The organism is Taklimakanibacter deserti, from assembly GCA_003574785.1.
Genome location: QORU01000006.1, coordinates 228,608 through 242,492, shown reverse-complemented (window position 1 = coordinate 242,492; position 13,885 = coordinate 228,608). Strand labels below are relative to the sequence as shown.

At 63.4% G+C, this 13,885-nt stretch carries 11 protein-coding genes; 1 reads left to right on the top strand and 10 read right to left on the bottom strand.

All coding sequences use genetic code 11. The features are described from left to right. Nucleotides 1-6: 6 nt before the first annotated feature. From DS839_RS14485 to capB, 4 genes are read right to left on the bottom strand one after another with little or no spacing between them, the layout of a single operon-like run. Nucleotides 7-729, bottom strand: coding sequence for an ABC transporter ATP-binding protein (locus tag DS839_RS14485; protein WP_119271059.1), 723 nt, complete (start codon nt 727-729; stop codon nt 7-9). Continuing rightward, a complete protein-coding gene (locus DS839_RS14480; protein ID WP_119271058.1) occupies nt 726-1,469 on the bottom strand; it encodes an ABC transporter ATP-binding protein in 744 nt (247 codons plus the stop codon). Before DS839_RS14480 ends, DS839_RS14485 begins: the two co-directional genes overlap by 4 nt. Beyond that, nucleotides 1,466-3,559 (bottom strand): caprolactamase subunit alpha, encoded by a 2,094-nt coding sequence (gene capA / locus DS839_RS14475; protein ID WP_119271057.1) that lies wholly within the window; start codon nt 3,557-3,559, stop codon nt 1,466-1,468. The genes DS839_RS14480 and capA overlap by 4 nt, the downstream gene beginning before the upstream one ends. Continuing rightward, nucleotides 3,556-5,319, bottom strand: coding sequence for a caprolactamase subunit beta (gene capB, locus DS839_RS14470; RefSeq protein WP_119271056.1), 1,764 nt, complete (start codon nt 5,317-5,319; stop codon nt 3,556-3,558). The genes capA and capB overlap by 4 nt, the downstream gene beginning before the upstream one ends. 221 nt (nt 5,320-5,540) lie before the next feature. Here capB and DS839_RS14465 point away from each other — a divergent pair, with 221 nt between their 5' ends. Further along, on the top strand, nt 5,541-6,509 hold the full coding sequence (locus tag DS839_RS14465; RefSeq protein WP_119271055.1) for an AraC-like ligand-binding domain-containing protein: 969 nt from the start codon (nt 5,541-5,543) through the stop codon (nt 6,507-6,509). A gap of 235 nt (nt 6,510-6,744) precedes the next feature. Here the strand turns inward: DS839_RS14465 and DS839_RS14460 are convergent, their stop codons facing one another. From DS839_RS14460 to DS839_RS14435, 6 genes are all read right to left on the bottom strand, one after another. Continuing rightward, the gene (locus DS839_RS14460) at nt 6,745-7,716 is read right to left on the bottom strand and encodes a 5-oxoprolinase subunit C family protein (RefSeq protein ID WP_119271054.1); all 972 of its coding nucleotides are present in this window, start codon (nt 7,714-7,716) and stop codon (nt 6,745-6,747) included. Continuing rightward, the gene (locus DS839_RS14455; protein WP_119271053.1) at nt 7,706-8,581 is read right to left on the bottom strand and encodes a 5-oxoprolinase subunit B family protein; all 876 of its coding nucleotides are present in this window, start codon (nt 8,579-8,581) and stop codon (nt 7,706-7,708) included. The genes DS839_RS14460 and DS839_RS14455 overlap by 11 nt, the downstream gene beginning before the upstream one ends. Nucleotides 8,582-8,591: 10 nt before the next feature. Beyond that, nucleotides 8,592-9,956, bottom strand: coding sequence for an acetyl-CoA carboxylase biotin carboxylase subunit (locus DS839_RS14450; protein ID WP_119271052.1), 1,365 nt, complete (start codon nt 9,954-9,956; stop codon nt 8,592-8,594). A 190-nt stretch (nt 9,957-10,146) separates the two neighbouring features. Beyond that, a complete protein-coding gene (locus DS839_RS14445; RefSeq protein WP_119271051.1) occupies nt 10,147-10,383 on the bottom strand; it encodes an acetyl-CoA carboxylase in 237 nt (78 codons plus the stop codon). Between the two features lie 17 nt (nt 10,384-10,400). After that, on the bottom strand, nt 10,401-11,129 hold the full coding sequence (locus tag DS839_RS14440; protein ID WP_368911646.1) for a LamB/YcsF family protein: 729 nt from the start codon (nt 11,127-11,129) through the stop codon (nt 10,401-10,403). Between the two features lie 202 nt (nt 11,130-11,331). Further along, nucleotides 11,332-13,773: a xanthine dehydrogenase family protein molybdopterin-binding subunit gene (locus tag DS839_RS14435; protein ID WP_368911645.1), complete on the bottom strand. Its 2,442-nt coding sequence runs from the start codon at nt 13,771-13,773 to the stop codon at nt 11,332-11,334. Between the last annotated feature and the right edge of the window lie 112 nt (nt 13,774-13,885).

Genomic DNA, 13,885 nt, shown 5'->3' with positions numbered 1-13,885 from the left:
CTGTCGCTAATGTTCCCCATAGCCGAAATAGGCCTTCCGCAGCGTGTCGCCGCGGGCGAGGCTCCGGGCATCGCCCTCGAGCACGATCTCGCCCGAGCGCAACAGCACCATGCGGCCGCCCGTCATCATGGCGCGGGTCGAGCTCTGCTCGACGATGACCAGAGTGAGGCCGCGACTGTCACGCAAATGGAGCAAGGTCTCATAGACCTGGTCGATGACCTTGGGGGCGAGGCCGAGCGAAGGCTCATCGATGGCGATGAGCCGGGGCGCCGTCATCAACGCGCGGCCGATCACCAGCATCTGCTGCTGGCCGCCCGAGAGCACGCCTGCCGGCTTGTCGCGGCGCTCCTTCAGCATCGGGAAGACGTCATAGACGGAGCCGAGATCCTGAAGCGCCCGGGCGCGGTCCTTGCGCATGCCGGCACCCAGCATCAGATTTTCCTCGATGGTGAGCGAGCCGAAAACGTGACGGCCTTCCGGCACCATGGAGAAGCCGAGGCGCGCGGTGTCCTCCGGGCTCCCGCCCGAGATCACCTTGCCGCCGAGCGCGATCGACCCTTCCGCCACCGGCACGACGCCGGCGATCGCCTTGAGGAGCGTCGACTTGCCGGCGCCATTGGGCCCGGTGATGAACAGTGTCTCGCCCTCATCGACGGTGAGCGACGCGCCACGGAGCGCCGTAAGCCGTCCATAGCGCACCGTGATGTTGTCGACCGTGAGCAGGCTCATAAGACGGGACCTCCGGCCTCGGCCTGGGTGCCCATATAGGCGTGGCGCACTTTTTCGCTGGTCTTGATCTGTTGGGGCGGACCTTCCTCGATGATCTCGCCTGAATCGAGCACATGGATGTGGTTGCAGATATTGAGCACCAGGCCGATATTGTGCTCGATCAGCAGGACGCCGCATTTCATCTCGGTGACGATGCGGCGGATGAGGCGGATCAGATCGTCGGCCTCTTCCGCCGACATGCCGGCCGCCGGCTCGTCGAGCAGCAGATATCTGGGCTCCATCATCAAGGCGCGGCCGATGGCGACGCGGCGCTCATCCGTATAGGGGAGGCCGCCGGCGACGCGGTCGGCGAGCGGGGCGATGCCGATCCAGTCGAGCATGGCCTCGGCCTTGGCGGCGGCGTCGCGGCGCGTCAGTCCCAGGCCGATGCCCGTCACTTCGAGATTGTCGATGACCGGCAATTCGCTGAACAGACGTCCCGACTGGAAGGTGCGCGCCACACCGAGCCTTCTGATGCCGAAGGTCGTGCGGCCACCGATATTCTCGCCGTCGAGCAGCACCTCGCCCTGATCCGGCGCCTGGAAGCCGGTGAGCACATTCACCAGCGTCGTCTTGCCGGCGCCATTGGGTCCGATGAGGCCGGTGACGCGCTCAGGGACAATGTCGAGCACGACATTCGACAGCGCCTTCAGCCCGTCGAAGGACACCGAGACGTTCCGGGCTGAGAGTGCGGTGCTCATCTGCCTCCCGATTTGCGCTTGGACGTGATGACATAGGAGCCGGAGGCGTCGAGCTTCGCCGTCCAGCCCGGTTCGATGACGATGGTGGTCGTCACTTCCTCGATGATGGCGGGGCCCTTGATGACGGCGCCGGCGCCGAAGAGGCCGCCGTCATAGACCGGCGTGCGCAACCCCTTGCCTTTGACATCGAAGATCGCCTTGCGATGGCCCTTGAGCGCCTTGGGCAAGGGCGCGCCCTTGCCGAGCTTCGGCAGCTTCGGCTTCTCGATATGGCCATAAAGAGTCGACTCGATATTGACGACCTCCACCGCATTATGGCGCTCGGAATAGGTGTAGAGCTCCTCATGCCGCTTGTGGAAGGCTTCCTTCACCTTGCCGATCGTCCTGGCATTGATCTCGAACATGTCGATATCGACGGTGCATTCATGCACCTGGCCGACATAGCGCATGTCGAGGCTGCGCTTCACGCTGATATTCTTTTTGGTGAAGCCGTCGGATTCGAGATGCGCGATGCCTTTGCGCTCGATCTCCTTGAACAGCGTATCGATGCGCTTATAGGCCGCGTCATTGTCGAGGCGCACCGGCGCCGTCGCCATGTAATTGTATTTGACGTCGGATATCGTCTGGCCGAAGGCGCAGAGGCCCGAAGCAAGCTTCGGCAGCACGATCGTGTCGATGCCCATCTCGCGCGCCAGCGCCGTGATATGGGCGGCGGTGGCGCCGCCGGCGCCGACCAGCACGAAATCGCGCGGATCATAGCCGCGCTCGACCGAGACGCGGCGGATGCCGTTCACCATGTTGTTGTTGACGATGGTGAACATGCCATAGGCGGCCTGTTCCGGCGTCAGCCCCAAGGGATCGGCGATGCGCTTGAGGGCGTCCCGCGCCTTGTCGACGCTGAGCGGCAGCTTGCCGCCGAGCAATCCGTCGGGATTGAGATAGCCCAGCACCAGATTGGCGTCCGACGTCGTCGGCTCGACACCGCCCTGGCCATAGCAGGCAGGGCCCGGATCGGCGCCCGCCGACTGCGGGCCGACCTGCAGGAGGCCGAGCGAGTCGATCCAGCCGATTGAGCCGCCGCCGGCGCCCAAGGTCTCGACCTGGATCATCGGCACGCCGATGCGATAGCGCAGGAAGTCGATATTCTTGTTGAGATTGGTCTGGCCGTCCTTGGTCAGCGTGATGTCGAAGGAGGTCCCGCCCATGTCGACGGTGATGACATTCTTCTTCTTGAAGGGGGCTGAGACATAGAGGCCGGCTTGCGGCGCCGAAGCCGGGCCCGAATTGATCGCATAGACGGAACGGTCGGTCATGACCTGGCCGATGGCGAGGCCGCCATTCGACTGGAAATAGCGCACCGGCTGCCTGGCGCCGAGTTTGCGGAAATAACCATCGACCGCCTGCACATAGCTGCGCATCACCGGGGCCAGATAGGCGTTGGTCACCGCCGTCGAGGTGCGGGTATATTCGCGCACCTGCGGATAGAGCTCAGAGCCTACGGTGAGGATCGCCTTCGGCATCATCTCGCGCACGATCTCGGCGGCGCGCTTCTCATGCGCGGTGTTGAGCACCGACCAGACGAAGGAGATGGCGACCGTCTCGACGCCTTCCTTGAGGAACAGCCGGCAGGCCTCGCGCACATCCTCTTCGACCATCTCCGTGCGCACCGTGCCGTCCGACAGCACGCGCTCGCGCACCCCTTTGCGCAAATAGCGCGGCACCAGCATGGTGGCGGCGGGATATTCGGGATCGTAGCGATAGCCGTCTTCCTTGTGGCCGTTGCGGATCTCGATCGAATCCTCATGCCCCGCGGTGCAGATCAAGCCGGTCTTGCCGCCCCGATGGGTGATGATGGCATTGAGGCCGACCGTCGTGCCGTTGATGCAGAGATCGCAATTGGCGACGACCTCTTCGGCTGAACGGCCGAGATGCTCGGCGATGAGCTGAAGGCCGTTCTCGATGGCCTTGGTCGGATTGGCGGGGGTGGAGAGCGCCTTGAACAGTTTGATGGCGCCCGATTTGCGGTCGGCGATCACGAAATCGGTGAAGGTGCCGCCGGCGTCGATGCCGAGACGATATTGCGCGGTCATTGGGCACCTCCGCGCAGTTGACGCGTGGCGTCATGATCGACGCTGAGGCTTTCGACGTCGCTGATGACGACGCCATAATCTTTATGCGCCCCCTCGCGCGAGACGAGGCCGTTCTTCACGTCCCACAGGACCTTGTCGACCGGCCGCTCATGCGGATTGCCGTAACCGCCGCCTCCCGGATTCATGTTGGTGATGGTCTCGCCGGGCTGGATGGTCTCGAGAATGTTCTTGCGCTCGACATCGACGCTGCCATTGCGCTTGAGCTCGACGCGGCCGACCTTGGTCTCGACGAGCTTCGATTTGGCGCCGGCAGCCCCCATGGCCGGAATGCGCCGGCCTTCGCCGAAGCCGATGCACAGCATGTCCTTGTAGAGGGGCTCGACCTCCCAGGCGGTGCCCGATCCGCCGCGATATTTCCCGGCGCCGCCCGAATCCGTCATCAGCGAATAGCGATGGATGACGATCGGATAGGAATATTCGAGAAGCTCGACATCGCCGGATGTAAGCGCGCCGAAGCAGCATTCGGGGCCGACCGCATGCCAGCCGTCCTGCTTGGGGGTGGCGCCGCCGCCCGAGATGATGGTGGCGAGCACCATGGTCACGAATTCCTCGCCGCTGCGCTCATCGCGCCCCGCGATATTGAGGCCGTTGGCATGGCCCCAGGAGGCGGCGACCTTGGAGGGCATCGCCTTCTCGAAGGCAAGCCGCACCGCATCCGTCAGCGTCTCCATCGGCGTCGTGGTGCAGTTCATATGGGGGGCCGGCTCGACCGCATTGCACAGCGTGCCCTTGGGCCCGAAATCGACCGTCACGCAGCGATAGAGGCCTTCATTGTAAGGTGGCGGCAGGGCTGCGAACATCATCAGGCCGAGATAGACGCCCGAATGCGAGTTGCCTTCGTAGGAATTGATGAAATAGGGCACTTGCGGCGGGCTGGTGATGGCGATGTGGCAGGTGTCGGCTTTGATCGTCACCTTTGCGGTGATCTCGAAATCGCCAAGCCCGTGGCCCGCATCCTCGAGGATCGCCGTGCCGCTATAGGTGCCGTCCGGCACCGACTTGATGAGCGAGCGCATATGGCGGTCGGCCATGTCGAGCAATTCGTCGATGCAGGCATCGACGGTTGCTGCGCCATATTTGTCGACCATCGCCAGGAGATTGCGCTCGCCCACCTGGCAGGCGCCGATCAGCGCGTTGAAATCGCCTTCCTGGTCCCGCCTCGCCCGCATATTGGTGAGGATCATGTTGATCACGTCCTTGCGCGGCTTGCCCTTGTCCCAGATCTTCACCGGCGGGATGCGCAGGCACTCGGCATAGATCTCCTTGGCATTGGGATTGTAGCCCGCCGGCACCGGCCCGCCGATATCGGTCAGGTGGCCCTTGCACACGGTCCAGTAGGCGAGCTTGCCCTTATAGAACACCGGCTTGTACATGCAGGTATCGATGGCATGGCTGCCGCCGAAGGCCGGGTCATTATGCAAAATGAGATCGCCCTCATGGATGTCGTCGCCGAAATAGCGGGCGACCGCCTTCATGGCGGGGATGAGGGAGCCCAGATGGATGGGAATGTCCTGGCCCTGCAGGATCATCTCAGGCCTGGCGTTGAACAGCGCCGTCGAATAGTCATGCGCCAGGTTGAACACCGATGAGCGGGCGGTCTTCTCGAGGGTCAGCGTCATCTCGCGCTGGGTCGTCTCGAGGACGCCCCTGACGACGGAAAGCGTGATCGGATCAACTTTGGGTTTGCGCTTCGGCTTCATGAGGTCCTCGCTTGTCGCTGAACCACGCCGAAAGCCTGTCGCTCGATCCTCACCCTCGACATGGCGTCTTTCGCACCATTGCTGAAGGGGAGGCTTAGACCCGATCGAGCCCTTAGTCTTTGCTGCGGGTGAACCCGGATTTGATTTCCCGCGCAGTAATGCCGGTTTTCATTGCGCGGAAGGCCCCGCCGCCGTAACATTTTCCGCATGCGGAGCGTGGCATGAAAAGGCGCATTTCGACCAATGACGTGAGGCTGAACGAGCGCAGCCGCCATTGGCATGAGACGATCGCCAAGGCCTATTTTCCGCTCGACCTCACCTTCCGCGAACCCGACCGCTTTTCGGGCGAGATCACCGACTGGCATCTGGGCGGCGTCTCGCTCTCCCGCCTCACTTCCGAGGCCCTGCGCTATCGCCGCCTGCCGCATCATTTCCGCCAGGAGCGCGACGAGCATTTCCTGGTCACCGTGCCGGCGCGCACCGAGATCTTCTTCTCGCAATGCGGCAAGGACGTGCATTGCGCGCCGGGCTCCTTCATCCTCGAGAGGAGCCACGAGCCTTACGAGTTCAGCCATGACGAGGCCGCCGATCTCTGGGTCATGAAGGTCGAGGCCAAGGCGCTTTCCGGGCGCATCCGCGGGCCCGACCGCTTCTGCTCGCTGCAATTCGACGCCGGGAACGGCGCCGGCGGCTTCTTCACCGACATGCTGCATCTCATCCCCGACCGGTTCGACGAGATGAATGCCGAGATGCGCCAGATGATCGGCCAGCAGCTCATCGATCTCCTGGTGCTGGCACTCAGGGCGGATGAGCGCACGCTGACTTCCGGCAGCTCGACCATGCGGGCGGCGCATCTCGTCCGCATCGAGAGCTTCGTCCGCAACAACCTGCGCAATCCCGCCCTCGATCCCGACATGATCGCGCGCCATTGCGGCATATCCATCCGCTATCTGCATGAGCTTTTCCGCGACACCAACCAGACGGTCGGCGCCTGGATCCGCGACCAGCGGCTCGACGCCTGCCGCGCCAATCTCGCCGACCGCAGCATCACGCAAAGCGTCGGCGAGATCGCCTATCACTGGGGTTTTGGCGACCAGGCTCAGTTCTCGCGTGCGTTCAAGGCTCATTTCGGTATGTCGCCCAAAGACTATCGCGACGAGGCGCGCCGCAAAGCCCGCCTCGACGCTTAGGGTGGGCGCGACAATCTCCGTTTTTCCCCCTCTCCCGTCCGAAGGATGGGAGAGGGTGCCCGATAGGGCGGGTGAGGGCTCTTTGCCCGAAATTCTCGCGCGCCTGCAGAAAGAGCCCTCATCCGGCCTTCGGCCACCTTCTCCCACGCTGCGCGCGGGAGAAGGGAAATGATGGAGAGGTCGTCCCATCTTCAGGGCCCATAAACTCCGTACACGATTGCTCCGCCCCGCCTGATCACGACAGCGCGGCCCGCACTTTGTCGAGCACGGCCTCGCGGTCGGCTCGCGCTTTCAGAGCCCCCTCGAGATCGACCGCCACGAATTTCGCCGGCGTGTGCGGCTGCAATTGGCCGATGAGGTCCATGTCGGCCGAGATCACCGTGCCCACCATGAAATAGCCGCCGCCCGACACCGCATCGCGATGCAGCACGATCGGCTCGGTGCCGCCCGGGATCTGCACCGAGCCGTAAGGATAGCAGGCATCGACGATGTTGGAAGGATCGGAGCCGGCGCCGAAGGGCTGCTTGCGCGGCACGAATTCGAGCGGCCGTCCGCCCTTGAAGCGATAGCCGATGCGGTCGGCCTCCGGCGCCACCTTCCAGGTATCGGCGAAGAAGTGCTTGCCCGCATCCTCGGTGATGCGATGCCAGTAGAGACCCGGCACCATGCGCAATTCGACCGGATTGCCGGGCGCGCGCCGCAAGTTCTGAGGCACCGTGCGGCCTTCCTTGGCGCCCTTGCCTTGGCCCGCGGGCAGTTCATCGCCCGCCTCGAGCTTGCGGCCCTTGAAGCCGCCGAGCGCCCCCAGCGCATAGGTCGAGCGCGAGCCGAGCACCACCGGCACATCGATGCCGCCCGATATCGCGATATAGGCACGCGCCCCTTTCTTGAGGAACTCGAAGGAGAGCACCTGGCCCTTCTTCACCGCGAAGGACGTCCAGCCGTCGCGTGCTGAGCCATCGACCTTGGGCGGGAGCTCGGCACCGGTGACGGCGACCGTCGCATCGGCGGTGAATTCGAGCTCAGGCCCCATGAAGGTCGCCTCGAGGACGGCGGCGCCGTCGTCATTGCCGACCAGCAGATTGGCGGCGCGCGTCGCGAAGCGGTCCATGCCGCCCGAGAGCGGAATGCCGATATTGTAATAGCCGGGCCGGCCAAGATCCTGGACCGTCGTCGCAAGGCCGGGCTTCAAGACTTTAATGGCCATGGAGCACTCCATCGAGCTTGCGGTTGTAGCCGTCGATATTCTTATGGAACTCGTCCAATGAGAAGGTGACGTTCTTCATCAGCGGCGCGAACTTGCCGGTCTCGACATCGGCGACGGTCGCATCATATTGCGCGCGGTCGATCGGCTTCCATTTGACGATGTCGCCCGGCCGGAACAGGCACATGAAGTCGCGCAAATAACTGATCTTCTGATTGGGATCGTAGATCGGCATCGGGGTGATGCCGAACATCTGATAGCCGCCGGCACCTCTGACCGAATAGATGCAGCCGAAGCAGCCGCCATGGCCGACGGTGAGCTTCGGCGTGTCGGTGCGCGGGCGCAGATATTTCGGCGCCTCGATCTGCCGCTGCCGCTCGACCATCTGATAGAGGAAGGGGAGCCCTGCGACGAAGCCCACCATGGAGACGAACCAGGGCGCTCCCGAATGCGCCTTGATGAAGCCCTCGGGCCCGCCCAGATTGTTGATGCGCGCGGCATATTCGATGTCGGTCGATTTCGGGTCCTGATGGCGCTCGCGGAAGCGCATCAGCGTCTCGCGGGTCCAGGGATCGTTGTAATAGACCGGGATCTCGATGATGCGCGTCTTGAGAACATGCTCGGCTTTCTCGGCGACCTTCTCGAGGCTCTTGAGCTCGCCCAGCATGTCGGCGGGCTTGATCACGTCGGGATCGAACTTGATCTGCATCGAGGCATTGGCCGGGCAGATCTCGGTGACGCCCTTGATCTTCGCGTCCTTAACCGCATTGGACAGGAACAGCGATTTGAAGAAGGCGTCGAGCGACATCTCCTCGTCGATCTCGACGAAGATATGCTCGTCACCGCCATAGGAATATCGGGTCTTCATCCTACCTCCCTCACGAACTTAAGCGTCCGCCATTTGCCTCGAGCCAGGGCTCGAGCCAGCGTGTGTGGAATTTCCCTTGCCGCACCTGCGGATCATCGGCGAGGAGCTGATGCAGGGGCTTGGTCGTCTTGAGGCCGCCAATGTCGAGCTCACCGAGCGCGCGCTTCAAGCGGTCGATCGCTTGTCCTCGCGTTTCGTCCCAGACAATGAGCTTGCCCAGAAGCGAGTCATAGAAAGGCGGCACCTGGTAGCCGTCATAGAGCATGGTGTCGAAGCGGGTGCCGGGGCCGCCCGGCACGGCGAGGCCCGCCACGGTGCCGGGAAAGGGCATGAAATTCTTCGCCGGGTCCTCGGCATTGATGCGCACCTCGATCGCATGGCCCTTGCGGGCGATATCCTGCTGCCGGTGGCGCAGCTTTTGGCCGCCGGCGATGAGGATCATCTCGCGCACGAGATCGAGGCCGGTGATGAACTCGGTCACCGGATGCTCGACCTGGATGCGGGTGTTCATCTCGATGAAGTAGAATTCGTGGCTGGCATCGTCATAGAGATATTCGATGGTGCCGGCGCCGCGATAGTTGACGGCTTCGGCGAGCGCCACGGCCGAGGCGCAGAGCTTTTGCCGCACTGTATCGGGCAAAATAGGTGAGGGGGCCTCTTCCCAGAGTTTTTGGCGGCGGCGCTGCAGCGAGCATTCGCGCTCGAAACAGTGGATGGCGCGCTCGCCGTCGCCCAGCACCTGCACTTCTATATGGCGGGCCTCGGTGATGACCTTCTCTATATATAAGCCGCCATCGCCGAAGGCCGCCTGGGCCTCGCCTTGCGCCTGCGGCAGCAATTGCTCGAATTCGAAGCTGCTGTTGGCGATGCGGATGCCGCGCCCGCCGCCGCCTGCCGCGGCCTTGATCATGACGGGAAAGCCGATGCGCGAGGCGATCGTCGTCGCTTCGTTCAGATCATCTATGCGCCCGCCGCTTCCCGGCACGACCGGCACGCCCGCTTTCTCGGCGGCGATGCGGGCCTGGACTTTGTCGCCCATGGTGCGGATGGCATCGCCGCTCGGACCGACGAAGATCATGCCGGCCTTCTCGACGGCATCGGCAAAGCCTGCATTCTCGGCGAGGAAGCCATAGCCCGGATGGATGGCGTCGGCGCCCGATTGCTTCGCGGCATCGATGATGGCGGGGATATTGAGATAGGATTTTGCCGCATGCGGGGGGCCGATACTGACCGCCTCGTCCGCGAGCTTCACGGCGAGCGATTGGGCATCGGCGGCGCTGTGCGCCTGGATGGTGCGGATGCCCAATTCACGCGCCGCCCTGATGATACGCACCGCGATCTCGCCGCGATTGGCGATGAACAGCGATTTCAGCATGGTACACCCTCGCCCCGCGTGAGCGGGGAGAGGGGAGGGGCCCACCGCGCAGCGGTGGGAGGGGTGAGGGGCCTCTTGAAATCATTCTGAGGCAGGCCCCTCATCCTCCCCATTGCTTCGCAATGGGTCCCCTCCCTCTCCCCGCTGAGGCGGGGCGAGGGCATCTCCGCGCGAATTGATGCATTCAACATCACGCGATTTCCGCGAGCGGCTGGCCGGCCATCACCGGTTCTTCATTGTCGGCGAGGAACTTCACGATCTTTCCCGCCACCTCGGCCTTGACCTCGGTGAAGGACTTCATCACCTCGATGAGGCCGATGACGTCGCCCGCGGCGACCTCATCACCTTCATTCTTGTAGACGGGCTTGTCGGGCGCGGGCTTCCTGTAGAAGGTTCCGGGCAGAGGCGAGAGAAGTTGCTGGGGCATGGGCACTCTTTCGTTGATCAGGCGGCATCGAGATAGGGACGGACCGCCTTGCGGACGGCTTCGGCAATGGCGACGGCATTGGGCGTGTCGGAATGGATGCAGATCGTGGCGGAGCCGACCGTCACGTCCTTGCCGCCGACACTCTTCACCTTGCCTTCCTTGATGGCGCGCACGCATTTGGCGGCGGCCTCGTCGGGATCCTTCGCCTCATGCTCGCGCGTGATGATCAGGCTGCCATCGTCGCGATAATCGAGATCGGCGTAGAATTCCGGGATGAATGTGTGGCCGCGTTCCTTGTAGATCTTCTCATGCAAGGTGTTGACCATGCCGAAGAGCGGCACCTTGAAGATGTCGGCCACGTCGCAGACGGCATGCGCCATGTCCTCCATGCGCGCCGCCATGCCATAGAGCGAGCCATGCGGCTTGATGTGGTTGAGCGTCATCTTCTCGGCCTCGAGGAAGCCTTTCAGCGCGCCGATCTGATAGATGAGGCAATTGGCGAGCTCGTCGCGCGCGATCTTCATCTCGCGCCGCCCAAAGCCCTGGAGGTCGGGGAGCGAGGGATGGGCGCCGACCTTGACGCCATGCTCCTTGGCGAGGCGCACGGTGGTCCGCATATGATTGAAGTCCGAGCCATGGAAGCCGCAGGCGACATTGGCGACATCGATATGGGGCATGAGGCCCTGATCGTCGCCCATCTTGTAGAGGCCGAAAGCCTCGCCCATGTCACAGTTTATGGCTGTCACCCTCAATCCTCCCGAATATGTTAACGGTCTCGAGCCGTCTTGTGTCGAGTTACAATTATTGCGTTGCACAAGCCATATTGTAAAATCGGAAAATCTGCGCCTCGGTATTTGAAAAACAGATAGATCGCCCTCGCCCCGCTTCAGCGGGGAGAGGGGAGGGACCCGCCGCAGGGCGGCGGGAGGGGTGAGGGGCTTGTCGAAGTCATTCTGCAGCAGGCCCCTCACCCTCCCAGCGCTCCGCGCTGGGCCCCACCCTCGCCCCGCTTCGCGGGGCGAGGGTGATCGCCCGCCAGATCTTTTCCGGGGTCACCGGCATGTCGATCTGGGTGACGCCCAAAGGCGCCAGCGCGTCGAGCACGGCGCTCACCAGAGCCGCGGGCCCGGCAATGGCGCCGGCCTCGCCGCAGCCTTTGACGCCCAAGGGATTGTTGCGGCAGGGTGTCACCAGCGACTCGACGCGCATCGCGGGGAGATCGTCCGCGCGCGGCATCGCATAATCCATGAAGGAGCCCGACAGGAGCTGTCCCGTCTTCGTGTCGAAGACGCAATGCTCCAGCAGCGCCTGGCCGGTGCCTTGCGCGAGGCCGCCATGGATCTGGCCTTCGACGATCATCGGGTTGATCTGGTTGCCGAAATCATCGACTGCGGCCAGCGCCACCACCTCGATCTTGCCGGTCTCGGGATCGATCTCGATCTCGCACAGATGGCAGCCATAGGGAAAGGTGAAGTCGGGCGGATCGAACCAGGTCGTCTCCTCGAGCCCGGGCTCCAGCTGATCGAGCGGGTAGTCGACCGGATTATAGGCGGCGGCCGCCACTTCCTTGAAGCTCTTGGTCCGGTCGGTGCCGGCCACGCTATAGCGGCCTTGCTTGAACTCGATGTCGCGCGCATCGGCCTCGAGCAGGTGTGCTGCGATCTTGCGGCCTTTCTCCACTACCTTGTCGAGCGAGATCTTCATCGCCGAGCCGCCGACGGCGAGCGAGCGCGAGCCATAGGTGCCGATGCCATAGGCGACGCGGTCGGTGTCGCCATGCACGATCTCGATTGCCTCGAAATCGACGCCCAGCGTGTCGGCGACGATTTGCGCATAGACCGTCTCATGGCCCTGGCCGTGGGTGTGGCTGCCGGTCAGCACCGTCACCGTGCCGGTCGGATTGATGCGCACCTGACCCACTTCATATTGGCCGCCGAGACAGCCTTCGCGGGCGAGCAACTTGGACGGGCCCATGCCGCAGGCTTCCATATAGAAGGCGAAGCCGAGCCCCAGATATTTGCCGCGCTTCAAGGCGGCCGCCTTGCGCTCGGCGAGCGTGGCGAAATTCCCGACCTCATGGGCATGGTCGAGGAGCTTGTGGAATTCGCCCGTGTCATAGGTCCACAGAAGCGGCGTCTTATAGGGAAAAGCGTCGGCCGGAATAAGGTTGCGCCGCCTGATCTCGACGCGATCGATACCCATGTCGCGCGCTGCGGCATCCATGGCGCGTTCCAGCACATAGGTGCATTCCGGGCGTCCGGCGCCGCGATAGGCATCGACCGGCATGGTGTTGGTGAAGGCGGCACGGGTGCGCACATGGACGGCACGCACCTTGTAAGGGCCGGGCATCGGATAGGCATAGAAGAAAGACGGGATCGCCGGCGCGAAGGTCGAAAGATAGGCGCCCATATTGGCGATCGTGTCGACTTTCAGGCCCTGCACCACCCCTTCGGCATCGAGCGCCAGCGCCACGGTGGTCACATGGTCGCGCGCATGGGTGTCTGAGACGAAGGCTTCAGAGCGATCGGCCACCCATTTGACCGGGCGCTTCAGGCGGTGCGCGGCGAAGACGGCGAGCACCTCTTCGGCATAGTGATAGATCTTCATGCCGAAGCCGCCGCCGACATCGGGCGCCACGACCCTGATCTTCTCTTCCGAGATCTTCAGCGTCGCGATCGACAGCAGAATGCGGATGACATGCGGATTCTGGTTCGAGGTGTAGAGCGTATAGCGGTCGCTCGATGGATCGTAATGGCCGATCACGCCGCGCGTTTCCATGGGCGAGGCATGGACGCGGTTGTTGATCAGCTTGACGGTGGTGACATGGTGAGCTTGGGCAAAGGCCCTGTCGACGGCCGCCCGGTCACCGACCTCCCAGTCATAGCAGAGATTGCCCGGCGCCTCCTTGGGCCATATCTGCGCCGTCTCAGGCGCGATCGACGTCTCGAGATCGACCGTGGGTTTCAGGATCTCGTAATCGACATCGATCTTGTTCAGCGCCGCAAGGGCCGCGGCCTTCGTCTCGGCGACGACGAAGGCGACCGGATCGCCGACATGGCGCACGCGACCTGAGGCCAGCACCGGATGCGGCGGCTGCGCCATCGGCCGGCCGTTGGTCTTGGGCACGATCCAGCCGACCGGCAGCAGGCCGACCTGGGCCGCCTCCATGTCGGCTGAGGTATAGATCGCCAGCACGCCCGGCAGGGCGCCGGCACGCTTCGTCTTGACCGACTTGATCCGGGCATGGGCATGGGGTGAGCGCAGCACCAGCGCATGGGCCATGTTCGGCAGCTTTATATCGTCGAGATAGCGGCCTTCGCCGGTGATGAAACGGAGATCTTCCTTGCGCCTGATGCGCTGGCCGGCGAGCGGCCCCATGGGCTTGTTCACGTCTTCTCTCCCTAGACTCGCTGCCGGTCTTGAAGCCGGTTCGAAGGGATATTGTGTTGCAGGTGCGAGATTGTAAAATCGGAAAAACCGCAACTAGGTATTACAAAAACAG